Origin of the sequence: Deinococcus radiopugnans ATCC 19172, from assembly GCF_006335125.1 — a bacterium.
GTDB classification, from domain to species: Bacteria; Deinococcota; Deinococci; order Deinococcales; family Deinococcaceae; genus Deinococcus; species Deinococcus radiopugnans.
In genome coordinates, this window is the sequence record NZ_VDMO01000002.1 from 283,087 (window position 1) to 308,257 (window position 25,171).

Annotated in this window: 29 protein-coding genes; 14 read left to right on the forward strand and 15 right to left on the reverse strand. The window is 69.0% G+C overall.

All coding sequences use genetic code 11. From position 1 onward, the window contains the following. Window positions 1-7 precede the first annotated feature (7 nt). From FHR04_RS02780 to FHR04_RS02790, 3 genes are all read right to left on the reverse strand, one after another. Entirely contained in the window at window positions 8-778 is a 771-nt protein-coding gene (locus FHR04_RS02780) for a hypothetical protein (protein ID WP_139400599.1), read from the reverse strand. A 93-nt stretch (window positions 779-871) separates the two neighbouring features. Continuing rightward, a complete protein-coding gene (locus FHR04_RS02785; RefSeq protein ID WP_170213825.1) occupies window positions 872-1,891 on the reverse strand; it encodes a C39 family peptidase in 1,020 nt (339 codons plus the stop codon). 148 nt (window positions 1,892-2,039) lie between these two features. Beyond that, complete coding sequence (locus FHR04_RS02790) at window positions 2,040-3,479, reverse strand: alpha/beta hydrolase (protein ID WP_139400602.1); 1,440 nt, start codon at window positions 3,477-3,479, stop codon at window positions 2,040-2,042. Window positions 3,480-3,657: 178 nt separating this feature from the next. On the opposite strand from FHR04_RS02790, the gene FHR04_RS02795 reads away from it, so the two are divergent. The 4 genes from FHR04_RS02795 (at window position 3,658) to FHR04_RS02810 (ending at window position 6,955) form a co-directional block, all read left to right on the forward strand. Continuing rightward, the gene (locus FHR04_RS02795) at window positions 3,658-4,305 is read left to right on the forward strand and encodes a hypothetical protein (RefSeq protein ID WP_139400604.1); all 648 of its coding nucleotides are present in this window, start codon (window positions 3,658-3,660) and stop codon (window positions 4,303-4,305) included. A 62-nt stretch (window positions 4,306-4,367) separates the two neighbouring features. Then, complete coding sequence (gene hemL / locus FHR04_RS02800; RefSeq protein WP_139400606.1) at window positions 4,368-5,726, forward strand: glutamate-1-semialdehyde 2,1-aminomutase; 1,359 nt, start codon at window positions 4,368-4,370, stop codon at window positions 5,724-5,726. Next, on the forward strand, window positions 5,723-6,151 hold the full coding sequence (locus FHR04_RS02805) for a CoA-binding protein (protein WP_039681848.1): 429 nt from the start codon (window positions 5,723-5,725) through the stop codon (window positions 6,149-6,151). The genes hemL and FHR04_RS02805 overlap by 4 nt, the downstream gene beginning before the upstream one ends. Before the next feature lie 12 nt (window positions 6,152-6,163). Next, window positions 6,164-6,955 carry an alpha/beta hydrolase gene (locus FHR04_RS02810; protein ID WP_139400608.1) on the forward strand — a complete coding sequence of 264 codons (792 nt, stop codon included), beginning with the start codon at window positions 6,164-6,166 and terminating at the stop codon, window positions 6,953-6,955. A 7-nt stretch (window positions 6,956-6,962) separates the two neighbouring features. On the opposite strand, the gene FHR04_RS02815 is transcribed toward FHR04_RS02810, so the two are convergent. After that, entirely contained in the window at window positions 6,963-8,039 is a 1,077-nt protein-coding gene (locus FHR04_RS02815; RefSeq protein WP_139400610.1) for a bifunctional nicotinamide-nucleotide adenylyltransferase/Nudix hydroxylase, read from the reverse strand. 97 nt (window positions 8,040-8,136) lie between these two features. Here FHR04_RS02815 and FHR04_RS02820 point away from each other — a divergent pair, with 97 nt between their 5' ends. Further along, the gene (locus FHR04_RS02820; protein ID WP_139400612.1) at window positions 8,137-8,634 is read left to right on the forward strand and encodes a YbjN domain-containing protein; all 498 of its coding nucleotides are present in this window, start codon (window positions 8,137-8,139) and stop codon (window positions 8,632-8,634) included. 252 nt (window positions 8,635-8,886) lie between these two features. Here FHR04_RS02820 and FHR04_RS02825 read toward each other — a convergent pair whose 3' ends face one another. From FHR04_RS02825 to FHR04_RS02835, 3 genes are all read right to left on the reverse strand, one after another. Beyond that, a complete protein-coding gene (locus tag FHR04_RS02825) occupies window positions 8,887-9,357 on the reverse strand; it encodes a hypothetical protein (RefSeq protein WP_039681841.1) in 471 nt (156 codons plus the stop codon). 75 nt (window positions 9,358-9,432) lie between these two features. Then, window positions 9,433-10,434 (reverse strand): MBL fold metallo-hydrolase, encoded by a 1,002-nt coding sequence (locus FHR04_RS02830; protein ID WP_139400614.1) that lies wholly within the window; start codon window positions 10,432-10,434, stop codon window positions 9,433-9,435. A 189-nt stretch (window positions 10,435-10,623) separates the two neighbouring features. Continuing rightward, the gene (locus tag FHR04_RS02835) at window positions 10,624-10,914 is read right to left on the reverse strand and encodes a hypothetical protein (RefSeq protein ID WP_249038936.1); all 291 of its coding nucleotides are present in this window, start codon (window positions 10,912-10,914) and stop codon (window positions 10,624-10,626) included. Window positions 10,915-11,113: 199 nt separating this feature from the next. Here FHR04_RS02835 and FHR04_RS02840 point away from each other — a divergent pair, with 199 nt between their 5' ends. Beyond that, window positions 11,114-11,638 carry a hypothetical protein gene (locus FHR04_RS02840; protein ID WP_139400616.1) on the forward strand — a complete coding sequence of 175 codons (525 nt, stop codon included), beginning with the start codon at window positions 11,114-11,116 and terminating at the stop codon, window positions 11,636-11,638. Further along, on the forward strand, window positions 11,635-12,267 hold the full coding sequence (locus tag FHR04_RS02845) for a ComF family protein (protein ID WP_249038937.1): 633 nt from the start codon (window positions 11,635-11,637) through the stop codon (window positions 12,265-12,267). Before FHR04_RS02840 ends, FHR04_RS02845 begins: the two co-directional genes overlap by 4 nt. A gap of 6 nt (window positions 12,268-12,273) precedes the next feature. Here FHR04_RS02845 and FHR04_RS02850 read toward each other — a convergent pair whose 3' ends face one another. The 3 genes from FHR04_RS02850 to FHR04_RS02860 all read right to left on the reverse strand — a co-directional run bounded on the left by FHR04_RS02850 (window position 12,274) and on the right by FHR04_RS02860 (window position 13,761). Next, the gene (locus FHR04_RS02850) at window positions 12,274-12,690 is read right to left on the reverse strand and encodes a methylglyoxal synthase (RefSeq protein WP_139400618.1); all 417 of its coding nucleotides are present in this window, start codon (window positions 12,688-12,690) and stop codon (window positions 12,274-12,276) included. A 103-nt stretch (window positions 12,691-12,793) separates the two neighbouring features. Beyond that, window positions 12,794-13,441: an SRPBCC family protein gene (locus FHR04_RS02855; RefSeq protein WP_139400620.1), complete on the reverse strand. Its 648-nt coding sequence runs from the start codon at window positions 13,439-13,441 to the stop codon at window positions 12,794-12,796. A gap of 110 nt (window positions 13,442-13,551) precedes the next feature. After that, entirely contained in the window at window positions 13,552-13,761 is a 210-nt protein-coding gene (locus FHR04_RS02860) for a hypothetical protein (protein WP_039681833.1), read from the reverse strand. Window positions 13,762-13,956: 195 nt separating this feature from the next. Here FHR04_RS02860 and FHR04_RS02865 point away from each other — a divergent pair, with 195 nt between their 5' ends. Both FHR04_RS02865 and FHR04_RS02870 read left to right on the forward strand, forming a co-directional pair. Further along, window positions 13,957-14,898, forward strand: a complete 942-nt coding sequence (locus tag FHR04_RS02865; protein WP_139400622.1) for a DMT family transporter — start codon at window positions 13,957-13,959, stop codon at window positions 14,896-14,898. Next, window positions 14,895-16,397, forward strand: coding sequence for an ABC transporter permease subunit (locus FHR04_RS02870; RefSeq protein ID WP_139400624.1), 1,503 nt, complete (start codon window positions 14,895-14,897; stop codon window positions 16,395-16,397). Before FHR04_RS02865 ends, FHR04_RS02870 begins: the two co-directional genes overlap by 4 nt. Before the next feature lie 82 nt (window positions 16,398-16,479). Here FHR04_RS02870 and tkt read toward each other — a convergent pair whose 3' ends face one another. The 4 genes from tkt to FHR04_RS02890 form a co-directional block, all read right to left on the reverse strand. After that, window positions 16,480-18,462, reverse strand: coding sequence for a transketolase (gene tkt, locus FHR04_RS02875; protein ID WP_139400626.1), 1,983 nt, complete (start codon window positions 18,460-18,462; stop codon window positions 16,480-16,482). 53 nt (window positions 18,463-18,515) lie between these two features. Beyond that, window positions 18,516-18,944 (reverse strand): GntR family transcriptional regulator, encoded by a 429-nt coding sequence (locus FHR04_RS02880; RefSeq protein WP_170213826.1) that lies wholly within the window; start codon window positions 18,942-18,944, stop codon window positions 18,516-18,518. A gap of 64 nt (window positions 18,945-19,008) precedes the next feature. Next, entirely contained in the window at window positions 19,009-20,355 is a 1,347-nt protein-coding gene (locus tag FHR04_RS02885) for an erythromycin esterase family protein (RefSeq protein WP_139400628.1), read from the reverse strand. 22 nt (window positions 20,356-20,377) lie between these two features. Beyond that, window positions 20,378-21,043 (reverse strand): phosphoribosyltransferase, encoded by a 666-nt coding sequence (locus FHR04_RS02890; protein WP_039681823.1) that lies wholly within the window; start codon window positions 21,041-21,043, stop codon window positions 20,378-20,380. Window positions 21,044-21,315: 272 nt separating this feature from the next. Between FHR04_RS02890 and rpsP the strand changes: the two genes are divergently transcribed. The 5 genes from rpsP to FHR04_RS02915 all read left to right on the forward strand — a co-directional run bounded on the left by rpsP (window position 21,316) and on the right by FHR04_RS02915 (window position 23,985). Continuing rightward, window positions 21,316-21,564, forward strand: a complete 249-nt coding sequence (gene rpsP / locus FHR04_RS02895; RefSeq protein WP_039681822.1) for a 30S ribosomal protein S16 — start codon at window positions 21,316-21,318, stop codon at window positions 21,562-21,564. A gap of 100 nt (window positions 21,565-21,664) precedes the next feature. Continuing rightward, window positions 21,665-21,904, forward strand: coding sequence for a KH domain-containing protein (locus FHR04_RS02900; RefSeq protein ID WP_039681821.1), 240 nt, complete (start codon window positions 21,665-21,667; stop codon window positions 21,902-21,904). A 2-nt stretch (window positions 21,905-21,906) separates the two neighbouring features. Next, on the forward strand, window positions 21,907-22,479 hold the full coding sequence (gene rimM / locus FHR04_RS02905; protein ID WP_139400630.1) for a ribosome maturation factor RimM: 573 nt from the start codon (window positions 21,907-21,909) through the stop codon (window positions 22,477-22,479). A 10-nt stretch (window positions 22,480-22,489) separates the two neighbouring features. Beyond that, a complete protein-coding gene (gene trmD, locus FHR04_RS02910) occupies window positions 22,490-23,302 on the forward strand; it encodes a tRNA (guanosine(37)-N1)-methyltransferase TrmD (protein WP_139400631.1) in 813 nt (270 codons plus the stop codon). Between the two features lie 77 nt (window positions 23,303-23,379). Then, window positions 23,380-23,985: an LON peptidase substrate-binding domain-containing protein gene (locus tag FHR04_RS02915; protein ID WP_039681817.1), complete on the forward strand. Its 606-nt coding sequence runs from the start codon at window positions 23,380-23,382 to the stop codon at window positions 23,983-23,985. Between the two features lie 53 nt (window positions 23,986-24,038). Here the strand turns inward: FHR04_RS02915 and FHR04_RS02920 are convergent, their stop codons facing one another. Then, entirely contained in the window at window positions 24,039-25,121 is a 1,083-nt protein-coding gene (locus FHR04_RS02920) for a lipid II:glycine glycyltransferase FemX (protein ID WP_170213827.1), read from the reverse strand. Window positions 25,122-25,171: the final 50 nt, after the last annotated feature.

Sequence of the window (25,171 nt, forward strand, 5' to 3'; positions counted from 1 at the left end):
CCTCCTCTCACCCGGCGTTCCCCCGCCCGTGACCTGACTGGGCGCGGCCCGACTGCTCGCCCGCCGCCAGCGCCTCGTCGAGCAGGGCGGCGTTGCGGCCCGCGCGGCGGGCGATCTCGCTCAGGGCGCTCTCGGTGACGTGGCGGTCCTCGGCGCTCAGGTTGGCCTGCTGTAGCGCCGAGGCCACGTTGCCCTTGGCCTGCGCGAGTTGCGTGTCGATGCGCGCCTTCTTGATCTGCCGGTCAAACTCGCCCAGGTCCGCCCGCAGGTCCGAGAGGTGGGTCTGGGCGCGGGCGAAGGCGTCGCGGCTGACCTGCAGATCATTTTCCCAGCGGGCGATGTCGGCGGCGTCCATGTCCTTCCGGTTGGTGTCGATCAGGCGGCGGAAATCTTCCAGGTGGCCGTTGGCCTCGGCCAGTTGCCGGCCCTTGGCGGTGATCAGGTCCTCGAACTGCTTGCGCTGCAAGATCAGCGTCTCCAGCGGCATGGCGCGGGCCACCGCCTCCTTGGCCCGCACCCGGCCCGCGTTCAAGGCCAGCATCAGCGCGGGCAGCAGCACGATCACCGCCAGCAGCGCAATTCCAAAGGCCGCGATGGTCACGGTGGTCAGGGCCACGTTGAACAGCGCCACCGCCGCCCCTCCCAGGACCGCCAGCGCCAGCACGCCGCCGCCGGTCGCCAGCACCAGTTTGCCCGCCGTGACGGGCCGGGGGGCCAGCTCCGCGCCGCCGGCAGGCCGCAGGTTGATCACCGTCTCCTGGGGGACAGGTTCGTTCATGCCCCTTTATACGTCCTGTGGAGGCGCCGGGTTGCCGCAGAGGATCGAGAGGCCCAGGATTCAGCCGTCACTCCGGAGGACGGCCAGCGGGTTTTACAGCCCGGCCAGCGCGGCCTGCGCCGCCGCGAACCCCGGCCGCAGACGCAGGGCCTCGCGGTACGCCGCCTGCGCCTCGGCCACGCGGCCCAGTCCAGTCAGGGCACGGCCCCGCCAGTAAAATATTTCCTCGTGGGCGGGCACGTCGCGCAGCACCGCCGTGGTCAGCCGCATCACGTCGGTGTAGCGGGCCGTGCGGGTGTAGGCCTCCAGCGGGCCGAAGACATACCACAGCGTCCGCCACGGCCACCCGCCCTCCTCGCGTGCCGGGCGGATGGGATCGAGCATGGGATCGGGCCGGGCCGCGAACGCCGCGTCGAAGGCCCGCGCCGCGCCGCGTGAGTCGCCCAGACTCAGCTTGGCCTGCCCCACGTTCAGCCACGCCACGGCGTCGTCTTTCTTCTCCGCCTCCACCAGCGCCACGCGCAGTGCGGCACGTTTGGCCATGCGGGCGTCGGCGTGGTAGCCCAGCGCCTCGTCCAACGCGGCCTGCCTGCTTGCCGGAACGATCACCAGAAAGGTGCGTCCGAACGAGCGCCACAGCCCGTCGAACTCGGCGTAGGTGAAGCCCAGGTGGCCCATGTACGAATCCAGCACCGAGAACTTGCCCTTGGCGTCGTCGTAGCCGGTCAGCAGACGGTAATGGCCCATGCCGCCGCTGTCGGGCGTGACGAACCACGTCTCGGCAATGACTGGAAATCCGGCGGCCAGCAGGCGCCTGAGCATGGGCAGCGTGCCGCCGCGGGCCAGATGCACGGTCATGCCCTGGCCCCGCGCGAAGGCCGCCAGCTCCTCCGGCGACACGTTCACGTCTCCCACACCCGCCTTCAGTTTCGGCGCGATGTCGTACTGGTTCATTGTGCCGCCCCAACGGCTCAGGGCCATGCCCACCGTCACCGGGCCGCAGTTGTTCAGCCGCTGGTACTCATGCCGGATGTTGCCGATGCTGACCTGCGCGGGCAGGGCCGAAGCCGCGCCGAGCAGGCCGCAGATCAGCAGGGGCAGCAGGGCGCGCATGCCCCCATTCTCGCCAGTATTCATGATTCAGGACTGAGGCAGAAAGGTGAGGAGACCGCCTTTCGCGGATTGCAGGCACCAGGGTCACGACAAGGGAGAGGGGCGGACCGTCTCGGCGCCCGCCCCCCGACGTGTGATTCAGGCTGCTCTAGTTGCTGGTGGGGGCCTCCACCGGGCAGGGGGCCACGCCGGCGCGGGTTTCACGGGTGAACTTGCAGCCGTAATTGGGATCGGCGATCACGCTGGGCGTGGTCACGTCGTCTCCGGCGGGTTTCGCGCCGCCTGCCTCCCATTTCACCAGCTCGTTGAAGCCCTCCACCAGCTCTGGTCCGGCGAAGTCGCAGTGACCCGGCGCACGGATGGCGCGCTGCACCAGCAGACCGGACTTGCCATTCGCCGCCACTGCCGCGTTGTACAGCTGCTCGTGCTTGAACGGCACGTAGAAATCGCCCAGCGTGTGCATGGTCAGCACCGGCACATTGATCTCGCCATTCACGCGCGGCAGCCAGCGCAGCGCGTTCGCGCGGGCTGGATTGGCGTCTACATCAGCCGTCACACGCAAAATTGCATCGTTGAAGGCTTTTTCGGCAATGGTGGGAGTATCGCTGGTGGTCCAGCGGTAGGTGACGCCCACGTTGCCGTAAAAGTTCTTCGCCAGGATGCCGTTCAGCGTGCCGTCCGAGCCACCGGTGGACAGCACTGCGTTCTGCAGGCCGGCAGCGCTGAAGCCCAGGTCAAATACGGGCCGTTCGCCCCCGGTCAGTTGCCGGGCAAGATCACGTAGCTTGGCGCCCTGAGCGCTGTTGACCTGCCATAGCGGACCAGAAGTGTCGGTAAACAGCGCCGCCTTGATGTCGGGCAGCAGTTTCTGGAAATCAGTCTGCGGATAGCTCTGCGCGCCGTAGCCGGCCATCTGCGCGGCGGCCAGGGTGTAGTCGCCCAGCCACTGGAACTCGTACTCCTCGTCCATCACGCCGCAGACCGGCATGGCCGCCGCGTAGGTGACCTTGTTCTTTGCCGTATTCAGGGTTTCTTTCTCCACGGCGGCCCCCGCCACATGACCGCCCATGCTCACGCCCATGATCAGGTACTTGGTGGGTTTGGTCTGCCCGGTCAGTTCGGGGAATTTCAGGGCCAGCGCGTTGGTGTCCTCCACGCCGGACTGCACGTCGTAGTAGTTGCTGGAATAGCTGCTGGCGGCCCAGGCGTAGCCCAGTGACAGCCAGTAGTCCCGCAACGGCGGAGGCTGCACGTTCAGCTTGTCGCCCATTCCCGCGTAGCCGTGGGTGTACATGATCAGCTGACCGTTCCATTTCGCCGGCACTTCAATGGCGTAGCCAGCCTTGCCCTGAAGACCGTCGTAGAGGCCCTGAGACACAGTCGCGCCGAGGTGGGCTTCAAAAGCGGGCGTGACGGCCGTGAAGGTACGCTTGTCCTGCTCGCGGGTCTGGGGCTGTGGCGTGGGCGGCGTGACGGCGGGGCTGCCGCAGCTCGCCAGGATCAGGGTCAACCCGGTCAGCAGGAGCGACGCCTTGCGGGCCGTGTGCGGGCGGGAACGGGCAGCGATGGAACGGGTCTGTGCGGTCATGGAGCCTCCAGGGCGCGAACGCTCTCCCTGTGCCGGAGAGCGGCACAAAGATGGGCATCTGGTGAGTTGAACAGTCGTAATCTAGCGCTCCTGAAGGCCGTCGTGTCAATCTCCCATGTTCTGCGGCTGGCCCTGGGCCGGGAACCTCTCCGGCCCCGCTCCCGTACCCTAAAGGCATATGAGACCAAGACGAGGACCGGGATGTGGCTGCCTGGGATGTGGCGGCAGCGGGCTGCTGGTGCTGGCGCTGCTGGGCGCGCTGGCGTGGTTCGTGGTGGTCAAACCGGTGCGCGAGTTCGTGACCGCGTGGAACCCGCCACAGACGCAGGGTCAGACCCAAACGCAGACGACGCCACCGACGACGGGCCAGACGCCCGCCGCGAATGCCGCGCCCCTCACCCAGAGCGACGTGAGGAAATTCGTCCGCATCCGCCGGGATGAGCGCGCCGCCCTGGGCGATAGCTTTACCGGGCTGCAGGCCGTCTGGGCCGAGGTCCAGGCTGGGCAAACGCCCAACCTGCTGCAGGTCGTGAACGTGCTGCGGCAGGCGGGAGGCAGCATCGCGAAGGCCCGTGCCGCGCAGAGTGCGGGTCTGGCGCGCGAGAACATGAGCGCCGCGCGCTACGCCGAGGTCCGCGCCGGGGTCAACCGCGCGCTGGGCGTGCCGAACATCGACTTTGCCCAGGCCGCGCAGGCCATTCAGAGTGGGCAGATTCCCGATCTGGACAGCACCGTCACAGCGGCCAGCGCCCGCGAGAAACAGCTGGTGGCCCCGTTCAGACAAGAACTGGAAGTCACGGCGGCAGTGGGCCTGCTGGGGCTGTGAGCCCCGCCGGAGTGTCGCCTTCCTCTCCCCGGCCCGGCCCGGCCTCCGCTAAGGTGCGGGGCATGACCCAGACCACCTCTCCAACCGCGCAGTCCGAGGCCCTGTTTGCCCGCGCCCGCGCCGTGACGCCGGGCGGCGTGAACAGCCCGGTGCGGGCCTTCAAAAGCGTGGGCGGCACCCCGCGCTTTATCCGCGAGGCCCACGGCGCGTCCCTGACCGACGCCGACGGCACGCGCTATATCGATTACATCGGCTCGTGGGGGCCGATGATCCTGGGCCATGACCACCCGGCGGTGCGGGAAGCGATTGCGGACGCCCTGCAATACGGCACCTCTTTCGGCGCACCCGGCGAGCGCGAGGTGGAGCTGGCCGAACTGGTCACGCGCCTGACGGGCACGGATAAAGTGCGCTTTACCAGCAGCGGCACCGAGGCCACCATGAGCGCCCTGCGATTGGCCCGTGGCTTTACCGGCAGAAAACTGATCGTCAAGTTCCGTGGCAACTACCACGGCCACGCCGACGGATTGCTGGTCGAGGCGGGCAGCGGCCTGATGACCAACCTGGACGGCGTGCTGGGCGCGTCGGCCCCCAGCAGCGCGGGCGTGCCCGAGGAATACGCCGCCCTGACGCTGGTGAGCGAGTACAACGACCCGGCGGCGCTGGACACCCTGATGACCGAGCGCGGGGCCGAGGTGGCCGCCGTGATCTTCGAGCCGGTGGTGGGCAATGCGGGGGTCCTGATCCCCACGCCGGAGTTCCTGGCCGCGCTGCACCGCGTTCAGGACGTGGGCGCCCTGCTCGTCGCCGACGAGGTGATGACCGGCTTCCGGCTGTCGCTGAATGGGGCGACGGGACTTCTTGGCCTGAAACCAGACCTGACCTGCTGGGGCAAGATCATCGGCGGGGGGCTGCCGGTGGGCGCGTACGGCGGGCGGGCCGACGTGATGGACTTCGTCTCGCCGCAGGGGCCGGTGTACCAGGCCGGCACCCTCAGCGGCAATCCGCTGGCGATGGCGGCGGGGCTGGCGACGCTGCGGACGCTACAGGCCGATCCGGGCATCTACGAGCGGCTGGAAGGCTACACCGCCCGGCTGGCCGACGGTCTCAAGACCCTGGCGCAGGAGGCGGGGGTGCCGATCAGCGTCAACACCATCGGTTCGATGCTCACGCCCTTTTTTCAGGACGCGCCGCACGGCTCGGTTCGCAGCTACGCCGACGCGGCCCGCAGCGACACGCGGGCCTTCGGGACGTGGTTCCAGGGCCTGCTGTCGCGGGGCGTGTACTGGGCACCCTCGCAGTTCGAGAGTATTTTCGTCAGCGCCTCACATACGGACGCCGAGCTGACTGCCACACTGGAAGCCGCCCGCGCCGCCTTCGCCGCCCTGAACAGCACCCAACCCATTGAAGGAGTTTCGCCTTGACCCTCGTGCACTCCAAACCCGATGTGATTCGCATCCTGACCGACCACAAGGTGATCGCCGTGGTGGGCTTTCATCACGACAGCGCCAAGCCGGCCTTCTACGTGCCCGAGTACATGCACCGCCAGGGCTACACCATCATCCCGGTCAATCCCTCGCTGGCGGCGCGCGGCGAGAGTTATTTCGGCCACAAGGCGGTCGCGACGCTGGCCGAGATCGGCACCCCGGTGGACATCGTGGACGTCTTCCGGCGCAGCGATAAGGTGCCGGATCATCTGGACGACATCCTGGCGATGGACCCGCTACCGAAAGTGGTCTGGCTGCAACTGGGCATCCGCAACGACGCCGTGGCCCGCGAACTCAGTGCGCGCGGCATCGACGTGGTGCAGGACCGCTGCCTGCTGGCCGACCACCGGGCGCTGCTGTAAGTCGGCCGAGGGGTGGACGTTTTCCCGCCGCCCGACCTAAAGCTGCTTGAGGACGTCCCATTCGGCATCCACGGCCTGACCCTGGACCTCCTGCGTCCCAGGGCCAGGCGCCCTCAGCCTGTTCCGGCCATTCTCCACCTGCACGGCGGGGCGTGGATGATGTACAGCAAGTGGCCTCCTGCCAACGTCTTTCTGGCCCGCGCCGGATTTATCACCGTCAGCTCGGATTACCGGCTGGCGCCGGGAGCCACCTTTCCCGCCCAGTGGCAGGACGTGCGGGCGGCGGTGCGCTGGCTGCGGGCGCACGCGCCAGAGCTGGGCATCGATCCACAGCGCATCGGCGTCTGGGGCGTCAGCGCCGGGGCACATCTGGCCGGCCTGCTGGGGACGGCGGTCAGCGATGAACTGGAGGATGCACAGGCCCAACATTCCGCACGCGTGCAGGCCGTGGGCAACGTCAGCGGCGTGATGGATTTTCTCGATCCGGCCTTCGGCCTCGGCCCGCAACCGCTGCCGCTGTTCGGTGCCCCGCTGGGCGACTGCCTGGACCTGGTCGCCCTCGCCAGCCCGGTCACCCACGTCACAGCCGACGCACCGCCCTTTCTGCATCTGCACGGCACCCACGACGACGAGGTGCCCGTCTCGCAGGCCCGGCGGATGCACGCGGCCCTTGTGAACACAGGCGCCAGAAGCGAATTGATTGAACTGGACGGCGATCATTCCATCAACGACACCCATCAGGGCGAGGTGGAGGCGCGGCTGCTGGCCTTCTTCTGCCGCGAGCTGAAGCACACGCCGGGCTGAAACAACCTCAGCCCCGCATCAGGAAGTGCTCGATGATCGCGTGGTGGTCCTCGAAGAACAGCTCAGGGTGGGCCATCGCGTCGCCCAGCGGCAGCCACAGCGCCTCGGCCGCGTCGCTGCCTCCCTGCAGCAGCGGCAACTGCCCGATGCCCAGATCGAAATTGAAGGCGTGGGTCACGGTGCGCCCGCGCAGGCTGCGCTCGGGGTAGTCGAACACGGCGTTGCCGCGCACGGCCGCCCGCAGGTCGACGCCCGCGCCCAGGCCGGTTTCCTCGTGGGTCTTGCGCACTGCGCAGTCCAGCAGGGTCTCGGCCGGTTCCAGAAATCCACCGGGCATGGCCAGCCGTCCGCGCCCCGGCATGCCGCCCCGGCGCACCAGCAGCACGTGGCCGCTGCGCGTCACCACCGCGTCGGCGGTCACGAACACGGGCGGGAAGGGCGCGTCCGCCCAGGCCGCGCGGTACTCGCGCAGGTGGTCGTACTCCGCGCGCAGTTCGGCGTATTCGGGGGCGGCATGAAAGCGTTCCAGAAAGGCGTGGACGGCGGGCGGCACCATCCCGCGCACGTCGTCCAGGTGGCCCTCGAAGTACGCCCGGCGCACGTCGGTGGCGCTCAGCGGGCTGACCACGTGGCTGGGAATGAACTCCCAGGCCGGGAACGAGCGCAGGTAATAGCTGCTCTCGTCTTTGACGTGGCCGATCAGTGCCACGTCGGTGCTGCCGCGCGTGAAGTGCTGCACGCCGCGCTGCACCTCCGAGAGCCACAGCGCCTCGTTGTAGTAGTAGTCGCGGACATGCACGAACAGCAGCCGGGCGCGGGCGATCCCGGCCTCCAGCAGCATGGCCGTGATCACCTCCTGGCGTTCCTCGGCGGTGAAGGGATTCTTGGGATTGCGCGCCGCGCGGGCCGAACCGATCACCACGATCAGTTTCTGCACACTTTTCAGCGCCTCCAGCATCACCAGCAGGTGCGCGGCGTGCGGCGGCTCGAAGCGCCCGATGTACACCCCGAAAGTGCGTTTGCGCCGCGCTGACGACTGAGACGGCGCTGGGGCGGCGGCGGCAGGAGCGTCTGAGGAAGACATGGACCTCATCTTCAGGACATCAGAGATGAAGAACATGTGACCCACCCCCCCGGCAGATCTTGTATCGCAGGGGCGGAGAACAACGTATTGTGATGCTATGAACAAAAATTTGATGCTGTCCGGCGTTCTGCTCCTTAGCCTCTCTGGCGTGGCCCTGGCAGGTGGGGCGGGCGCACCGGCCACCGGCGCGAATGCCCAGGTGCAGGCGGCCACCCCCGACGCCATTGCCGCCGCCCTGCGCGCGACCGGCTACAAGGTCACCATGAATCCCACGGACCCCGACAGCGATCCCAGCATGACGGTGGACACGGGCGACTACGAGGTCGACGTGTGGCTCAGCGGCTGCGAGAAGAATGTCTGCTCGCGGGTCACGGCCAGCTCGTACTGGGATTACAGCGACGACGAGGACAGCCAGGACATTGACCTGATCAACGACTGGAACGGCAACTACTACACCCAGGCCTACATCTACGAGGGCGCGTACTACCTGGACAGCACCATGCCGATCCGTGGCGGCTACACCCGGGCGGCGCTGAAGGCCTGGATGGTGGACTACCTGGAGGACGTGTCGGCCTTCGAGGAAGAGCTGCCCTGAGACCACATTCGGTGAAAGGGCCGCCGGGAAAATAATCGCCCGGCGGCCCTTTGAGCTGCACAGACAGGCTGTCTTAGAGCATTGGTCAAAAGAGCTGTTTCCTTTTGACCGAACGGACTGGCACAGCTCGCAGAGAGTGAGTGAATTTCAACGAGCAGTTGGGACTGATTCAGCTCCGAAGGAGAGAATGGGGGCATCAGAAGTCTCCTTTTCTGATGCTGTAATTCGGACAACTACTCTAGCGTGTCGTTCTCAGGCGCTCAGGCCCTTGCTGCCGTGCAGGGTGCGTTCCATCGCGTCGGTGACCTCCGCCTCGAAGCGGCGCAGGTGTTCGCGCAGGCGGTCCAGCTCGGTCACGCCCAGGTCCGGCAGCCACAGCACGCTGCGGCCCAGCACGGCGAAAGCCAGGGGGGCGTCCTCGTCCGGCTCGCCGTCTTCCTCGTCAGGCTCCACCGGGTCCAGGTTCAGAATGCCGTAATCCAGACCCTGATTGAGCAGGTTCATGCCCATCAGGATCTCGGGCAGGCTGTCCTCTTCCACGTACAGGTCCAGGTCCAGGTGCAGGCGCACGATCACGCCGCCCTGGTGGTCCGCGTCGGCGAACAGGGCCACCCTGGACTCGCCGTGCTGGATCAGTGCGCCGTCATCCACCGCCTCGACGGTCAAACCGCTGGCCTGCAGCGCAGACACGATCCGCTGCAATTCGGACTGGGGGGCCGTCATGCCCGGAAGTATAGTGCGTGGCCGCAGGCCCAACCGGAACAAAGCGCTCTTTGGCCGGTTTGACGGTGCCTCCGCTCAGGCGTGGTAAATCCACCGGCCCTCCTCCTCCTGCCAGGTGCGGTACAGCTGGCCCAGCAGGCGCAGGTGTTCGGCGTGGGCCAGCGTCTCGGCCAGGGCAAAGCGGCGTCCACTGACGTTCAGGTCACGGTTGAACATCGCCAGCGACAGGTCATAGGCGCTGCGGGGTTCCCGCCCGGCCTCGGCCTTGATGAAGTCCAGCCGCTCGTGGTGGTGGCCCCGCAGTTCGCGGGCGCGGGCCTGCACCCCCGACATCACCGGGCCGTGGTGGCCCACGACGGCCTGCGCGGGATTCAGGGCTTCCAGCTTGCCCAGCGTCTGCAGGTAGTCGCCCAGCGGATCGGGGCGGGTGTAGGCGTACAGCCCGATATTGGGGCTGATGCGCGGCAGGATGGCGTCCCCCGCGATCAGCAGGCTGTCCTCGGCATTCCACAGCCCCAGGTGGCCGTCGGCGTGACCGGGCAGCCACAGCACCTCCCAGTCGCGCCCGGCGAGGGTCGCGGTCTGGCCCTCGCGCAGCGGCGTGACGTGCTGGGCAGGCTGCACCCGGTCCCGGCCCCGGCGGTTGTCCGCGCCCATGCCCTCCAGCGACTCGGCGGGCAGCCCGTGATCGCGCATGTGCTTGAGATGGCCGGGCAGCCACTCCTCCCACAGGTGCCAGTACCGCTCGCCGCGCCCGATCTCCACGTCCAGCATCTGCACGTCCGCACCGCCTCGTTCCTCCACCACGCCCGCCAAGCCGTAGTGGTCCGGGTGGTGGTGGGTGATGATGGCGCGCTCGACATCTCCCCAGCCCAGACCTAACGCCTTCAGACCTGCCGTAATGGCGGCCTGCGCCTCGGGGGTGTCCAGCGCGGTATCGATCATCGTGACCGGGCCGTCTTCCGGCCGATCGAGCAGCACGGTGACGGTCTTCATGGGGTAGGGAATCGGCACCTGCAGGGCATGCAGCGTGCCCACGATCGGGGTCAGCGCAGCGTTCGGCTCGGAAGCGGTCATACCCGGCAGGCTAGCACCGGGGCCAGTGGCTCAGCCGCGCGGCGTGCGTTCTACTGCCGGAGATCACGTTCAGCGTGGCCGCCGGGCGGGGCGGCGACGGTCAACCAGAGTGGGACTGACAGACCCAACGGGCACAGTTGACCAGCCCCCTTGCTCTACGGTTGAAACGCAGCGGTTGCCACGCCGCCCTCAGGCACTCAGCGGCAGCACCAGGGCGCGGGTCTTGGTGCCCTCGCGGCGGGGATACAGGGCCAGCGCCAGCATCTGCGTGTCGGGGCGCAGCAGGTAGGGCAGCCAGGTGTGATGCAGGCTCTTGAGGGCGGCCGATGCGTCGTCGACCGGGCAGCCTTTCAAGACCAGCACGGCGCGGCTGCCGCTCACCGTGACCCACAGGTCCGCCTGGGCGTCGCCGTTCACCCCGCCCACCGTGCGGTACTCGAATTCATAGCCCCGCCTCAGCAGATGCATCGTCTGGTTCATTGCTCCTCTGGACCGTGGCCCCGTTGAATTGTCCGGCTCTGATCTGCCCAGCCTACGCGGGGGCCGGCTCAGCGTTTGTCCCGGCGGCGCCGGGGTTGAATAGACAGGTGCGCTGCAGGGCCGCGCAGGGCGGAATAGGGCGGGAGCAACCGCGCCAAAGTCACCGTGCCGCCCCGCCCAGGCCCGCTAGACTGCCTCCATGAGCGGTGTCCCGGTGTCGGAGCTGTTGCGCGAGTATCAGGGCTACGTGCTGGCCTACCGCCTGCGCGCCGCCGTGGGCGGGCGGGTGGCGCCGGGGGGCGAACAGCTGACCCTGCCCGAATACGCCGCCACGCGCAACGAGCGGCAGGATCTGGCGCGCAGCCTGATCAAGCACGGGCTGGACGCTGCCCGGATGCACCGACTGGACGGTCTGTCCGACACGCTGATGTTCGGGTTCTGGCTGAATCCCGCCGAGGTGGCCGCCTTTCTGCGGGCCGCCATTCACGAAGGCAGTCACCCGGCCCTGGGCCGGCCCGACGCCTTCGCCGCGCTGCTGACCGCCAGCGAACGCGCGCGGCTGGGCCACAGCGGCGTGCAGCAGGTCTGCGCCCACCATCTGGCGTGCCTGACCCTGGCGGCCCCGATGCTGGACCCGGACGGACTGTCCCGCGCGTGGCAACGCATCGAGGACACCACGCCGCCGCTGTTCCTGGATGAGCTGGTGGCGACTGGCGCGGCGTGAACGACCGGCTGGCCGGATGGTGGCGGGCCCTGCTGCCCCGCGCCTGCCCCGGCTGCGGCGCGCAACTGGGCGCCGAGGTGGGCCTGTGCCGCGCGTGCCGCGCCGGATTGCACGCGCAGGTGGAATCCCACAGTCTACTGCGTCCCCGTCCGCAGCCGCATCTGGTGAGCCTGGGCCGTTACCGGGGCGTGCCGCGCCGGGCCGTCCGCGCCCTGAAATTTGGCGGGGCGCGTGAGCTGGCCGGCGTGCTGGGCGGGGCGCTGGCCGCAGGTGTGCCGCCGCAGTGGAACGTGGGCGCGGTGGTGCCGGTGCCGCTGCATCCGGCCCGGCAGCGCCAGCGCGGTTACAACCAGGCGGAACTGCTGGCCCGTGAGGTGGCCCGTCAACTGGGCGTACCGTGTGTGGAGGCGCTGCGCCGGACCCGCGCCACAGCTCAGCAGGCCCGGCAGCACGCCGCGGGGCGCAACGAGATGGCCGGGGCCTTCGCAGTCAGGCCGGGTCGGCTTCCCCCTGGACCCATCCTGCTGCTCGACGACGTGATGACATCTGGAAGCACCCTTATCGCCTGTCAAGACGCCCTGCACGCGGCAGGCATTGCAGAGGTCTACGTCGCGGTGGTGGCCCGCTGAGGGCGCTCACTCCGAAGCGTGGATCTGCTCGCGCAGCCACAGCATCAGCGCCTGGGCGCTGGCCGGGTTGGTGGCCAGCGGAATGTCGTGCACATCGCACAGCCGCACCAGGGCGCTGACGTCCGGCTCGTGGGGCTGGGCAGTCAGCGGGTCACGGAAGAAGAACACCGCCAGGACCCGTTCCTCGGCCAGCCGCGCGCCGATCTGCTGGTCCCCGCCGAGCGGGCCGGACAGCACCCGCTCCACCGTCAGCCCGGTCTGCTTGTGCAGGATGCCCCCGGTGGTGCCGGTCGCCACCAGATGAAAGCGCGCCAGGGTCTCGCGGTGGGCCAGCGCGAACATCGCCAGTTCCAGCTTCTTCTTGTCGTGTGCGATCAGGGCCACCTGCCGCGCGCCAGCAGTTCCGGGGAGGGGTGCGGTCATCCAGGCATTGTGGCATGGGCAAGCCAGTCCCCAGATCCGCCTCGCCCGACCGGAAAAAAGGCTGGGACGTACATGCCCCAGCCTCGCTGCATCCGGTGACGGCTCAGTTCTTGTCGCTGCCCTCGAAGGTGGCCTTGAACGTCTGCAGGTCCTCGGCGATCTGCTGGCTGGGCTCCTCGCCGAACAGCTTGGCGACGGCGGCGCCCAGCGGTCCGGCCGGGGGGCGGTAGCTGAGGGCCACGTGTACGCGGGTGCCGCCGTTGGGCAGTTCCTCGAACTGCACGCTGCCCGCATTGTCTACCGTGGCGCCGGGCAGCGAGTGCCAGCCGATGCGCTGACCCGGCTTGTCGTTGACGATCTCGGCTTCCCACTCGACGTGGGTGCCCAGCGGGGCCTTGGCCACCCAGCGGCTGCGCTTGTCGTCCAGCTCGGTCACGCTTTCCAGGTGGCTCATGATCCGGGGCAGGTTTTCCAGCTTGCGCCAGTAGTCGTAGACGCCCTGCGTGGGCCGGTCGATCACGACGCTGTGCTCCACGAAGATGGGCTTGGCCGTGGCCGCGCCGCCGCCGCCCACCGCCGCCATCACCGGATCATTGCCGGTGGCCGCACGGTAGGCCAGGTAACCGCCCACCGCCGCCATGCCCAGGCCCAGCACACCGCGCTTGCGCAGGCCCATCAGCAGCAGGGCACCGCCGGCTGCGCCACCGATCAGACGGGTCTGGTCCATTCCACTGTCTTCTGTTTTTGTCATGGTTGATCCTCCGTTCAGCGGCAGTCTACGGGTTGGGGGTGGGGAAGCGGTGAAAGGTAAACCAATCCAGAATGTGCGCGTCCGGCTGCGGCGCCCGCCTCACCTGAGGGTCAGGATTCGGGAGACTCGGGTTCGGCGCCGGGTGTGCCCTGCTGTTCATGCTGCTCCTCAATCTGGTCGGTGGCCGCGCGGTCAGAGGCGGTGGCCGGGCCACCCTGCAACTGTGGATCGAGGTTGGTGTTGGCCCCGTAGGTGCTGGCCGCGCCGCCCTCGTGGGTATCCATGTCGATGGGGGTGCTGGCGGGTTTTCCTTCTCCCATGTGGCGTGACCTCCTGAAGGTCCTGAATGTGAAGTCCTGAATGTGTGGTGGGGGTATCCTGGCGCACTTCTGCCGGCAGAAGGTGTGCGGCCCTTGACCTGGGGTTGAGCTGGAAAGGCTCAGGCTGGCCGGCAGGGTAAAAGGCGGGATCGACTCCCCCTTCAAACCCGCGCCATGCTCTAGGCTGGCGGGCGTATGAGCGCTCTCCCGTCCCCCCACCACGAAGGTCTGGACCCCCTGTCGCTGACGGCCATCCTGGTGACCCTGGTGTTCTGGGCCTCGGCTTTTGCGGGCATCCGGGCAGGCCTGGAGGCGTTCTCGCCGGGCCACCTGACGCTGTACCGCTTTGGGGTGGCGGCGGTGGCGCTGGGCGTGTACGCGCTGGTCACGCGCATTCCGCTGCCTGGAAAGGGCGATCTGGCCCGCATCTTCGGCCTCAGCTTCATGGGCATCACGCTGTACCACGTCCTGCTCAATTCCGGGGAGGTCAGCGTGCCCGCCGGCACCGCCAGCCTGATCATCGCGGCGGGGCCGGTGATCACGGCGCTGCTGGCCACCCGGTTTGGGGGCGAGCGACTGAACGCGCTGGGCTGGCTGGGCACGCTGGTCAGCCTGGGCGGCGTGGCCCTGATCGTGCTGGGCAGCGGTCAGGGCGTGAGTTTCACGCAGGGCGCATTGTTAATCCTGGGCGCGGCGCTGTTCACCAGCATCTACTTCGTGTTTCAGAAACCGCTGCTGCGGCGCATGAATCCGCTGCACTTCACGGTGTGGTCCCTGCTGCTGGGCGCCCTGCCCCTGCTGGTCTTTCTGCCCGGTTTTGCAGGCGAGCTGCGGGCCGCGCCGCTCTCGGCCCATCTGGCCCTGATCTACCTGGGACTGTTTCCCTCGGCGCTGGCGTACCTGACCTGGACCTTCGCGCTGTCACGGGTGCCGGCCAGCACCACCACGTCGTTTCTCTACGTCAGCCCGGTGCTGGCTATTCTGATCGCGATGGTGTGGCTGGGCGAGCTGCCGCGGCCCGTCACGCTGCTGGGCGGCGCGGTGGCGGTGGCCGGGGTGGTGCTGGTCAACACGCTGGGCCGTCCCCGCCGGGCGCCCGCCCAGGAGCCACAGCTTCAGGAGCCGCTGGAAGCATGAGCGCCCCCGCCGCCGAACAGCCGCCTGCCCCACCCGCCGACGCGCCCATCGTGCTGGAGGACGTGAGTGTGCGCCTGGGCAGCGAGATGATCCTGAACGGCGTCACGCTGGACGTGCGCCGGGGCGAATTCCTGGCGCTGATCGGCCCCAGTGGCGGGGGCAAAAGCACCCTCCTGCGGGTGATCGCCGGATTGCTGGCCCCGCTGTCCGGCACGGTTCGGGTGGAGTCGGCCCCGGCCCTGGTGTTTCAGGATTACCGCCTGCTGCCGTGGCGCACGGCGCTGCGCAACGTGGCCCTGCCCGCCGATCTGGGGGCCGGAGGCGGCCTGCCCCCGAAAGAGGCGCTGCATCTGGTGGGCATGGACGCCTACGCGGGCTACTTCCCGGCGCACCTGTCGGGCGGCATGCGGGCGCGGGTGGCGCTGGCCCGCGCGCTGGCCCAGAGCGGCGACGTGCTGCTGCTGGACGAGCCGTTTGCCGCCCTGGACGCCCTGGTGCGCGAGCGCTTCAACGACGAGCTGCGGCACCTGCACGAGAAGACCGGGCGCACCACCGTACTGGTGACCCACTCCATCCGCGAGGCGGTGTGGCTGGCCGACCGGGTGGCGGTGCTGCGCAACGGCCGGATCGTGGAGATCCTGGACACGCGCGGCGAGGGCCGGGTCAGCGCCTACACCGACGGCCTGGAAGCAAGGTTGCGCGGCGTGCTGGGCACCGGCGACAGCACCCGGCTGCGAACGCCCGCCCGCGAGCGCCTGAGCCTGTCGGGGCTGCTGCCGCTGGCGGCCATCGCGCTGGGCCTGCTGGGCTGGCAGCTGGCCGCCACCCGTCTGAACCAGCCCTTCTTGCTGCCCACGCCCGCCGCCGTGTGGCGCGAACTGACGGGCACCTTTCCGGAGCTGGCCGCCGCCTTCTGGGTCACGGCCCGCACGGCGCTGGCGGGGCTGGTGATCGGGGGTCTGGTGGGCGTGGTGATCGGGTACCCGCTGGCGAAATTCCGGCCGCTGGAGCGCTTCTTCAGCCCATTCATCATCGCCGCGCAGAGCACGCCCATCGTGATTCTCGCGCCGCTGCTGGTGTCGTGGCTGGGCTTCGGCTTCGTGCCGGCGGTGGTGGTGTCGGCCCTGAGCGCCCTGTACCCGATCATGATCGCCACCCTGGTCGGCGTGCGCGAGGTGGACCGCACCTTTTACGAGCTGTTCGGCAGCCTGCGCGCCACCGCGCTGCAGCGCCTGACGCGGCTGGAACTGCCCGGCGCCCTGCCGGTGATGCTGGGCGGCCTGCGTCTGGCCGCCAGCCTCGCCCTGATCGGCGCGGTGGTGTGGGAATTCGTGGACGCCAACCAGGAGGGGCTGGGGCTGGCCGTGCAGGTGGCCGGCACCTACCAGAACAAGGCCGCGCAGTTCGCCGCCATCGCCCTGCTGATCCTCTTCGGCGTGCTGATCTACGCCGTGATCACGTGGCTGGAACGCGCGGTGATGCGGCGGCGCGGGCGGTAGCCGAACTTCGGACCTGCGCCCGTCTCCCCAACAGAAAGTCCCCCAGCATCTCGCCGGGGGACTTTCTGTGCGGAGACGGGGCTCAAAGAATGCTCTTGACCACCTTCACCACGTTTTCCACGCTGAAGCCGAACTTCTCGAACAGGATGTCGGCGGGCGCGCTGGCCCCGAAGGTCTCCATGCCGATGACCGCGCCGTCCAGGCCCACCCACTCGTACCACGGGGACTTGGCGGCGGCCTCGATGGCGACGCGCTTGACGCCGGGGGTCAGCACGCGGTCGCGGTAGCCTCCATCCTGCTCGCGGAAGACTTCCATGCACGGCATCGAGACGACGCGGGCGGCGGTGCCCTCACCTTTCAGCGCCTCGGCGGCGTCCAGTGCCAGCCCCACTTCGGAGCCGCTGGCCACCAGGATCACGGCGGGGTCCTCGGCGTCCTGCACCACGTACGCGCCCTTCTTCACGCCTTCGGGGTTGCGCGGCAGGATGCGCAGGTCCTGGCGGGTCAGCGCCAGCGCGGTCGGCCCCTTCTCGTATTCCAGGGCCATCTGCCACGCAGTAGCCGTTTCGTTGGCGTCGGCGGGGCGGATGACGTGCGCTCCCGGCACGGCGCGCAGCATGGCGAGCTGGTCGATGGGCTGGTGGGTGGGGCCGTCCTCGCCCAGCCCGATGCTGTCGTGGGTCAGGACATAGGTCACCGGCTGCATCTGGATGGCCGACAGACGGAAGGCGGGCTTGAGGTAATCGGCGAACACCAGGAAGGTGCCCACCAGCGGGCGCACCCCGCCGTACAGCGAGAGGCCGTTGGCGGCGGCGGCCATGCCGAACTCGCGCACGCCGAAGTAGACGTTGCGCCCGGCGTAGTGGTCGTGGTTCAGCATGCCGCCGTCCTTGATGGTGGTCTTGGTGCTGCCCGAAAGGTCCGCGCTGCCGCCCATCAGTCCGGGCACCACGGCGGCCAGCGCGTTGATCACCTCACCGCTGGCGTTGCGTGTCGCCATCGCCTTGCCGCCGGGTTCGTAGCTGGGCAGGCTGCCTTCCAGATTGGCCGGGAGTTCGCGGGCCAGCAGCGCGTCCACCTCTTTGCCCAGATCCGGGTGCGCGGCGCGGTAGGCGTCCATCAGGGCCTGCCACTCCTGCTCCTGCGCCGCGCCGCGTTCGCGGGCGTCCATGTGCGCGGCCACCTCGTCCGGCACCGTGAAGGGGGGATAGTCCCAGCCCAGCGCGGCTTTCGTGGCTTCCACGCCTTCCTTGCCCAGCGGCTCGCCGTGCGCCTTGCTGGTCCCGGCGCGCGGGCTGCCAAAGCCGATGATGGTCCGCACCTGAATCAGGGTGGGCTGAGAGGTGTTGTTGCGGGCGTTGATGATCGCCGCGCGGAGTTCTTCGAGGTTGGTGCCGTCTTCCACCTTCAGCACTTCCCAGCCGTAGGCGCGGTAGCGCTGGGCGGTGTCCTCGGACTCGGCCTTCTCGGTCTCGGTGTCCAGCTGGATGCGGTTGTCGTCGTGGAACCAGATCAGCCGGCCCAGCTTGAGGTGCCCCGCCAGCGCGGCGGACTCGTGGTTCACGCCCTCCTGCAGGTCGCCGTCGCCCATGATGCTGTAGGTGTAGTTGTTGAAGATCTCGAAGCCTTCGCGGTTGTACTGCGCGGCCAGGTGGCGCTCGGCCATCGCCATGCCCACCGTCATCGCCGCGCCCTGGCCCAGCGGCCCGGTGGTGGCGTCCAGCCCCGGCGTGTGGAAGAACTCCGGGTGGCCGGGCGTCTTGCTGCCCCACTGCCGGAAGTTTTTCAGCTCCTGCAGCGGCATGTCATAGCCGGTCAGGTGCAGCAGGCTGTAGATCAGCATGCTGGCGTGCCCCGCCGACAGCACGAAGCGGTCGCGGCCCGGCCAGTGCGGATTGCTGGGGTTGTGGCGCAGGAAATCCTGCCAGACCACGTAGCCCATCGGGGCCATGCCCAGCGGCGCGCCGGGGTGCCCGCTGTTGGCGGCCTGCACGCCGTCGATGGACAGGGTGCGGATGGTGTTGATGCTGAGCTGTTCGAGACTCGCTTCGGTGGCTGAGGTCATGGGGCTCATCCTACCCTGCCCGCCGATTGTGTACCAAGTACACTTATGGACGATTAATCTGCCAGTTCTTCCTCGGTGATGGCGCGCAGGGTCTGTGCACTGATCCCGGCGGCCCTCAACTCCTGCAGGCATCGGCGCAGGTCCAGCAGGGCGCCGCGCTGGCCCGCCGCGCTGTCCATCCGCACCCGCGTGCCTGCTCCGGCGCGGTTCTCGGTCAGGCCGTCGTCCTGCAGCAGGGCGTAGGTCTTGGCCACCGTGTTGGGGGCCAGCCCCAGTGCCGAGGCCACCGCGCGCACGGCGGGCAGAGCGTCGCCGGGCCGCAGCGTGCCGTCGTGAATGGTCTGCGCCAGCGCCTGCCGCAGCTGCAGGTACACCGGCAGGCGGCTGTGGGCCCCCACCTGGGCGGCCAGCAGGCCAAGCAGCTCGGCCTGCCTGGAATGGGGATCGCCAGACGGGATGTCTCTGGACGGGGTGTCGCTCATGAAAAGATCAGCGCTCCTTTGCAGCAGCATGGCACAGGGCCACCGCTCCTCTACTGCCAGCTCCCTACTCGCCGGTCGGAAAGGTGTCCGGGACCTCGCGGGCTGGTTGCTCGCCCGGCGTGCGGTCCAGCGGCACCAGCGCCGCCGTGTGGTCGAAGTGCAGCAGGGCGTCGTACATCCTCGCCGGGCAGGTGTGGACGTAGTGGCTGTAACGCTCGGTCTGCGGGGCGTAGATCACGCCGATAAAGCGTTGCAACCGTTCGGCGCCCAGGCTGGCCGCCACGGCCTGATCGCGCAGATCCAGCCAGAAGTTTTGACTGCCGCCCGCCCCTACCCTGTGCAGCAGGTCTTCCAGACTGCCTTCCAGTCCGGGGCGCACCGTCCTGGCCCGGGCGGGCGCGTCCCAGCCGTCCGAGGCGGTCACGCGGCCCGCGTGGGTGGTCTGCCCGACGATGAAGGTGTCCTCCGGCCAGCGCTCGCGCACCAGCTGCCCCAGGCTCAGTTCGCCGCGCCGCCAGCCCATCTCGCTGGCCCGCGCGTCGCCCAGATGCGAGTTGTGCGCCCAGACCACGATCTTCTGCGGACGGCCCTGGCCCTCGCCGTGTCTCAGCAGGGCGGCCAGGGTCTCGGCCATATGCGAGTCGCGGATGTTCCACGACTGGTCACGCCCCCGGAACATCGAGCGGTAGTACGTTTCGGCGTTGGCGGCCAGGCGGGCGTTCTGCTCGGCGTAGAAGTGTTCGTCCTCGGCCAGAATGCCGCCGCGTGCCAGCTCGGCCTCACGCCGCCGCAGTTCCAGCAGCTGCGCGACGGCCTGATCCTCGCAAGGCTCCCAGCGCCCATACTCGGTGGCGTAGCCGTAGGCCTGCGGGTTGTCGCCGAACTCCTCGAAGCAGGCGTAGCGCCGTCTGGCCCGGTCCGCCGCTTCCGGGTCCACGCTCTCCAGGTACCCGATCACCGCAGCCAGCGAGCGGTGCAGGCTGTACAGGTCCAGGCCGTAGAAGCCCACCATCTGCCCCGGCCGCCGCCGATTGTGATCCCGCAGCCACGCCACGAAGTCCTGCACGTCCTCGTTGCGCCACATCCAGCGCGGGAAGCGTTCGAAGTCGCCCAGCGCGGTTAGGGCGCCGCCGTCCTCGCCCTGACCGCGCACGTAGCGGTTCACGCGGTAGGCGTCGGGCCAGTCGGCCTCCACCGCCACGGCCGTGAAGCCGCGTTCGTCGATCAGGCGGCGCGTCAGACGGGCGCGCTCGCGGTAGAACTCGTGCGTGCCGTGCGACGCCTCGCCGATCAGGACGAAACGGGCGTCTCCGGTGCGCTCCAGCAGGCCGTCATAATCGCTGGAGGCGCCGCTCAACGGATGGGCCGCCGCCTGCAGGACGCGGGTGATGGTGTCGTCGGGCTGGGTCATGGTCGGTCCTCCCTCTCAGGCTTCAGGGGTCGTGGGCGCGGTCCAGACAGGCGCGGACCTCGGCGTCGGTCGTCTGGGCGAAGTCGCGGTAGAACTGCCCCACCGCGGAGAACCCAGGTGGGGTGTGCAGGCAGATCACCTCGTCGGCCAGCGACTCCAGCTCCCGGCAGGTTTCGGGCGGGGCCACCGGGACGGCCACCGCCACGCGGGCAGGGGCCAGAGGAGGGGGGAGCAAGGCCCGCACCGCCTGCAGGGCCGCCCGCAGGGTAAAGCCGGTGGCCACGCCGTCGTCGATTAGCAGTGCGGTCTGTCCGGCCAGCCCCAGAGGCGCGCGGCCCGCCCGGTACACCGCCTCGCGGCGGGCCAGCTCCGCAGCCTCGCGGGCCTCGGCGGCGGCGATGGCCCCTGCCGACACGCCCAGGCCCCGCACCAGCTCATCGTTCAGCACGCGCACGCCGCCGGGCGCGATGGCCCCCATCGCCACCTCGGCGTGGCCCGGCAATCCCAATTTGCGGACCACGAAGATATCCAGTGGGGCGCCCAGCGCACGGGCCACCCCGGCGGCCACCGGCACGCCCCCGCGCGGCAGGCCCAGGACCACGGTATCCGGCCAGGGGTGCAGGCCGATCAGGTGGGCACCGAGCTGCCGTCCGGCGTCCTGGCGGTTGTGGAAGGGGGCCTGGGTCATGGGCGCTCACCGCCTATCCTGGAGGGCGGCGGCCTGGCCTGGCGCCGGTTGAGCTTCAGGCCCCTTGACCGGGCATTCATGGCGGCTTCAGGCACCCCCTCTCCCCAGCGGCCCGGCGCAGAGGGAGCGCGGCCTCTTGCCTCCCGGTCCCCGGCTCTGATACTCTTCTTCGGTGCGCGGCCCGGTTGGCTGCTGTCGGCCCGTATGATCCCCGCCATCCTTGCGGGTGCAACACCTTCAACATCACCGAAATACATCAGAGGTTTTCCATCATGGTCAAGATTCGCCTGTCCCGCTTCGGTTCCACCCACAACCCCCACTACCGCATCGTCGTGACCGACAGCCGCGTTTCCCGTGACGGCGGCTACATCGAGAACCTGGGTCACTACGACCCCCGCAAGACCTCCGAGACGTACCTGAAGGTCAACGCCGAGCGCGCCCAGTACTGGATCGGCGTCGGCGCGCAGCCCACCGACACCGCCCGCCGCCTGCTGAAGTCCCAGGGCGTCAAGTTCTCCTGAGCGCACACTTCAAGACGAGAGGCCCCTGCGGGGGCCTTTTTTCATGCCGGCCCCTCCCCTGTCAGCGTTGCGTCACACCGCGCCCTTTAGAATGCACGCCATGAAGAGCGATCCGACTGACCTGACCCTGTTCCTGGCACAAAGTGTGGTGGATCAGCCGTCGCTGGTGCGCGTGGTCAAGCGCGGCCCCACCGTCATGGTGCGCGTCGCCCCCGGCGAGGAAGGCCGCTTGATCGGACGGCAGGGCCGCGTCATTCAGGCGATCCGCACGCTGGTGCGCGCCGCCAGCGATCCCCGCGAGCGCGTGAACGTCGATCTGGACGCCCCGCGCAAGGGTTGACCATGAGCGAAGCGAACACCGCCGGCACCGAAGTCACCCGCCTGGGTCACTTCCTGGGACCGCACGGCGTCCAGGGAGGCGTCAAGGTGTACGTGCTGGGAGACGCCGCGCAGTTTAGGGGGCTCAAACGGGTCTACGTCGAGGGACGCGGCTGGCTCAAGATCATGCGGACCACCCCGCTGGCTCCCGGCGTGGCCTTGCAACTGGCGGGCCTGTCCTCGCGCGAGGGGGCCGAGGCGCTGCGCGGCCTGAACGTCTACGCCGCCGACGACGAACTGCCCATCCCCGAAGACGGGGTGTACTACTTCCACGAACTGCGCGGCCTGACCCTCAGCGACGCGGAAGGTGTGGAACTGGGAACGGTGAAAGATGTGCTGGACGCCGGACATCAGGACCTGCTGGTGGTCACGCACGGCGGCGGGGAGGCGCTGATTCCGCTGCAGGCGCCATATGTCACGGTCCACCTGAATGCCAAGCAGCGCCCGCAGTCGCTCTCGCTGACTGCCGACGCGCCGGAAGGCTTGCTGGGCGAGGCCGACGAGAACATAGCCGAACCGGATCGGGACGGCGCTTGAGCCTTTCTCCATGTTAACCTTCTCGTTTTTAACCCTTTTTCCGGAGCTGCTGGCCCCCTTCGCGGGCGAGGCGATTCTCGGCAAGGCCAGGGAACGCGGACTGCTGCACGTGAATCTGGTGCACCTGCGCGACTTCTCGGACAACCGGCACCTGAAAGTCGATGACACGCCCTACGGCGGCGGCGCGGGCATGGTGATCCGGGTGGACGTGGCCGAGCGCGCCCTCGCCAGCCTGCCCCCGGCGGACGAGGTGATCCTGCTGACCCCGGCGGGGCAGCCCTTTACCCAGGCGGTGGCCGAGGAACTGGCGCAAAAAGCCCATCTGGCGTTTTTGTGCGGGCGCTACGAGGGCTTCGACGCCCGCACCGAGGGTCTGGTCACCCGTGAGCTGAGCATCGGCGACTTCGTGATGATGGGCGGCGAGGCGGCGGCGGCCTGCGTGCTGGAAGCGGTGGCCCGCCTGCGGCCCGGCGTGATCGGTGACCCCGAGTCGCACCGCACCGACAGCTTCAGCAGCGGCCTGCTGGACTACCCTGAATACACCCGCCCGCCCGAATGGCGCGGCCAGAGCGTCCCGGAGGTGCTGCGCGGCGGCAACCACGGCGCAGTGGCCCGCTGGCGGCGGGAGCAGGCGCTGGCCCGAACGCTGGCGCGGCGCCCCGACTTGCTGCCGGGCGCGGCGCTGACGCCGCAGGACACCCAGACGCTGCTGGAGCTGGGCGCGTCGGCGCCGCAGTTGCAGGCCTGGAACGCCCCGCCGCCCCCCCCACCCAGACGGGCCAGACGTGTGAAAAAGAATGGTGGCAGCGAACAATCCGGCTGAATCCCCGCGCTTTTTACGGTTCTATTGTGGGGTGCGCTCAAGTCCCTGCGGCACATCGGGCGCACCATGAGGGCCAGATGACCGTTCCCCTGTTTCCCCTGCCCAACCTGGTGCTGTTCCCAGGCGTGGTGCTGCCGCTGTACGTCTTTGAACAGCGCTACCGTGCGTTGCTCGCGCAGACGCAGGCCAGCGGCGAGCCGTTCGGCATCGTGCAGATCCTGGACACCTCGGAGGAGATCCCGACGCCCTTTCATGAGCGGGTTTCCAGGGTAGGCACGCTGGCACACCTGCAGCAGGCCGAGACCCACGAGGACGGCACCAGCACCATCGTGGTGGTGGGCGGCGAGCGCTTCACGGTGGAGGCCTTCGACTTCAGCCACCCCTACCTGAGTGCCGAGGTCCGGCTGTGGCCGCTGGAGGCCGCCCCGCCCGGTCAGGAACAGGTGGTGCAGGCCAGCGCCCGCAAGCTGCTCAGCGACCTGCTGCGCCTGCGCCCCGCCGAGGCGGACCTGATCCGCGCCAACGCCCCCGAAGACCCCACGCTGCTCGCAAGTTTTGCCGCCAACCTGCTGCCGGGCCTGGGCGGCCAGGGCCGCGAGGACGCCCTGCGTGCTCCTGGCCTGCTGGACCGTCTGGACGTGCTGCTGGGCGCGGTGCCCCGTGACATGAAGCTGATGAACTGACTCACCCGCTCCCCGTCGTATTGGCAGGGCGGGTCAAGTTGCGAGGAGCGTCCCTACAGCACGTCCTCAGCACTGCCGCGCTTGCGCTTGTTGTTCTGCGTCTTGCGCCAGCGCAGGGCCTTGACGATGGCCGGGGCGGCAGCATTCAGCGGCAGATCGTAGGCGGGGTACCACGCCCGCTGCTCGCTGAATTTCAGTTTCATCTTGAACACCCCGAACGAGTGCTTCTCCTCGTCCAGAACACGCGGAATACCCCAGAAATCGAACAACGTGTAGCCGCGTGCCTTGGCGTCCAGCATGGCGTTCCAGTAGAAGGCGTCGGGGGCCTTGCTGTCTTTCAGCGGCTTGCCCGCCTCGTCCACGCGGTCGTCGCGCACGCTGCCGCCGAACAGGTAATACGTGCCGCTGCCCATGCCCAGGAAAAAGCCCCCCGCCAGCGCCTTGCCCTGGTGCCGCGACAGCACGAGGTACGCCTCGCCGCCGTGGGCGTTGCCCTCGCGCAGCAGGGTTTCGTAGTACGCGCGGGGATACGCGCCCAGTTTGGCCCGCTCGTTGGTGGCGGTGAAGATCTCCCAGAAGGCACCGAAGTCGTCGTCGCGGCCCGCCACCACGCCCAGCTTCTGCGCGGTGCGGACGTTGCGGCGGGCCATGCTGTGCAGGCCGGCGAACAGTTCGTCCTCTGTGCGGCTCAGGTCCGCCAGGATGGTGTGTTCGGGCTGCTCGGACTCGGCGCGGCGGAACGGGCCGTAAGCCTCTGGAATCTGGCTGCCCTCCTCGGCGGGCAGCGGCCCAGCACTGATCGGCACGGGCGGCTCGATCTTCAGCAGGGCGTCGCCCGGCTTGGCGATTGCCCTCACCGCCTCGGCCACGGCGGGCAGCAACTCCAGGCTTTCCAGCGCCGGGCCGCGCGGCGCGTACAGCGTGCTGAAGCCCGGCACCAGCCGCTTGCGCAGCAGTTGCAGTGCCCCTACCGTGCGCCCCGAGTCGTCCACGATCAGAAAACGCATGGGGATCTGGCCCAGCACCCGCCGCGCCTCGCCGTAGCCCCAGCCCTGCAGGGCGCTGGTGATCGGCATACTCCGCACGGCGTCGTCGTAAACGCGCGGATCGGTGGTTTCCAGGAGCTTCAGGCGCACGGGGCGGATTGTATCAGGGGGGGCGGCGACACGCGCCCGCGCGTCCCGGC

Bases quoted from the DNA above. Each gene is read 5' to 3' on its own strand.
- FHR04_RS02780 (WP_139400599.1), bottom strand. From the start codon at position 778: ATGAACGAACCTGTCCCCCAGGAGACGGTGATCAACCTGCGGCCTGCC.
- FHR04_RS02785 (WP_170213825.1), bottom strand. From the start codon at position 1,891: ATGCGCGCCCTGCTGCCCCTGCTGATCTGCGGCCTGCTCGGCGCGGCT.
- FHR04_RS02790 (WP_139400602.1), bottom strand. From the start codon at position 3,479: ATGACCGCACAGACCCGTTCCATCGCTGCCCGTTCCCGCCCGCACACG.
- FHR04_RS02795 (WP_139400604.1), top strand. From the start codon at position 3,658: ATGAGACCAAGACGAGGACCGGGATGTGGCTGCCTGGGATGTGGCGGC.
- hemL (WP_139400606.1), top strand. From the start codon at position 4,368: ATGACCCAGACCACCTCTCCAACCGCGCAGTCCGAGGCCCTGTTTGCC.
- FHR04_RS02815 (WP_139400610.1), bottom strand. From the start codon at position 8,039: ATGTCTTCCTCAGACGCTCCTGCCGCCGCCGCCCCAGCGCCGTCTCAG.
- FHR04_RS02820 (WP_139400612.1), top strand. From the start codon at position 8,137: ATGAACAAAAATTTGATGCTGTCCGGCGTTCTGCTCCTTAGCCTCTCT.
- FHR04_RS02825 (WP_039681841.1), bottom strand. From the start codon at position 9,357: ATGACGGCCCCCCAGTCCGAATTGCAGCGGATCGTGTCTGCGCTGCAG.
- FHR04_RS02830 (WP_139400614.1), bottom strand. From the start codon at position 10,434: ATGACCGCTTCCGAGCCGAACGCTGCGCTGACCCCGATCGTGGGCACG.
- FHR04_RS02835 (WP_249038936.1), bottom strand. From the start codon at position 10,914: ATGAACCAGACGATGCATCTGCTGAGGCGGGGCTATGAATTCGAGTAC.
- FHR04_RS02840 (WP_139400616.1), top strand. From the start codon at position 11,114: ATGAGCGGTGTCCCGGTGTCGGAGCTGTTGCGCGAGTATCAGGGCTAC.
- FHR04_RS02850 (WP_139400618.1), bottom strand. From the start codon at position 12,690: ATGACCGCACCCCTCCCCGGAACTGCTGGCGCGCGGCAGGTGGCCCTG.
- FHR04_RS02855 (WP_139400620.1), bottom strand. From the start codon at position 13,441: ATGACAAAAACAGAAGACAGTGGAATGGACCAGACCCGTCTGATCGGT.
- FHR04_RS02860 (WP_039681833.1), bottom strand. From the start codon at position 13,761: ATGGGAGAAGGAAAACCCGCCAGCACCCCCATCGACATGGATACCCAC.
- FHR04_RS02865 (WP_139400622.1), top strand. From the start codon at position 13,957: ATGAGCGCTCTCCCGTCCCCCCACCACGAAGGTCTGGACCCCCTGTCG.
- FHR04_RS02870 (WP_139400624.1), top strand. From the start codon at position 14,895: ATGAGCGCCCCCGCCGCCGAACAGCCGCCTGCCCCACCCGCCGACGCG.
- tkt (WP_139400626.1), bottom strand. From the start codon at position 18,462: ATGACCTCAGCCACCGAAGCGAGTCTCGAACAGCTCAGCATCAACACC.
- FHR04_RS02880 (WP_170213826.1), bottom strand. From the start codon at position 18,944: ATGAGCGACACCCCGTCCAGAGACATCCCGTCTGGCGATCCCCATTCC.
- FHR04_RS02885 (WP_139400628.1), bottom strand. From the start codon at position 20,355: ATGACCCAGCCCGACGACACCATCACCCGCGTCCTGCAGGCGGCGGCC.
- FHR04_RS02890 (WP_039681823.1), bottom strand. From the start codon at position 21,043: ATGACCCAGGCCCCCTTCCACAACCGCCAGGACGCCGGACGGCAGCTC.
- rpsP (WP_039681822.1), top strand. From the start codon at position 21,316: ATGGTCAAGATTCGCCTGTCCCGCTTCGGTTCCACCCACAACCCCCAC.
- FHR04_RS02900 (WP_039681821.1), top strand. From the start codon at position 21,665: ATGAAGAGCGATCCGACTGACCTGACCCTGTTCCTGGCACAAAGTGTG.
- rimM (WP_139400630.1), top strand. From the start codon at position 21,907: ATGAGCGAAGCGAACACCGCCGGCACCGAAGTCACCCGCCTGGGTCAC.
- trmD (WP_139400631.1), top strand. From the start codon at position 22,490: ATGTTAACCTTCTCGTTTTTAACCCTTTTTCCGGAGCTGCTGGCCCCC.
- FHR04_RS02915 (WP_039681817.1), top strand. From the start codon at position 23,380: ATGACCGTTCCCCTGTTTCCCCTGCCCAACCTGGTGCTGTTCCCAGGC.